This window comes from Aminobacter sp. MET-1 (genome assembly GCF_026521175.1).
Lineage (GTDB): Bacteria > Pseudomonadota > Alphaproteobacteria > Rhizobiales > Rhizobiaceae > Aminobacter.
Map to the genome: position 1 here is coordinate 1 of NZ_JAMSHL010000143.1, position 253 is coordinate 253.

1 pseudogene is annotated in these 253 nt (G+C 62.5%); it reads right to left on the minus strand.

Features of this window, described 5'->3' with window-relative positions:
- Positions 1-253, minus strand: a pseudogene (locus NDO48_RS29375) (tryptophan synthase subunit beta); the annotation flags it as partial.

Genomic DNA, 253 nt, shown 5'->3' on the forward strand with positions numbered 1-253 from the left:
GGCCCAGGCAGTTGTTGATCTTGTGCGAGCCCGTGTGGTTCAGGTCCTCGCGCTTGAAGTAGATCTTGGCGCCGCCGCCAAGGCCTTTTGCCGAGGACACGTCACGAAGATGCCGGGTCAGGCCTTCGGCGTAATAGAGCTTGGACGGCCGGCCGGCATAATGGGTCGACAGCTCGCTCAGCTCCGCCTTGAAGGCCGGATCGTTCTTGGCTTCGTCCCAGTGGCGCTGCAGGTCGAGGATCAGCGGCATCAA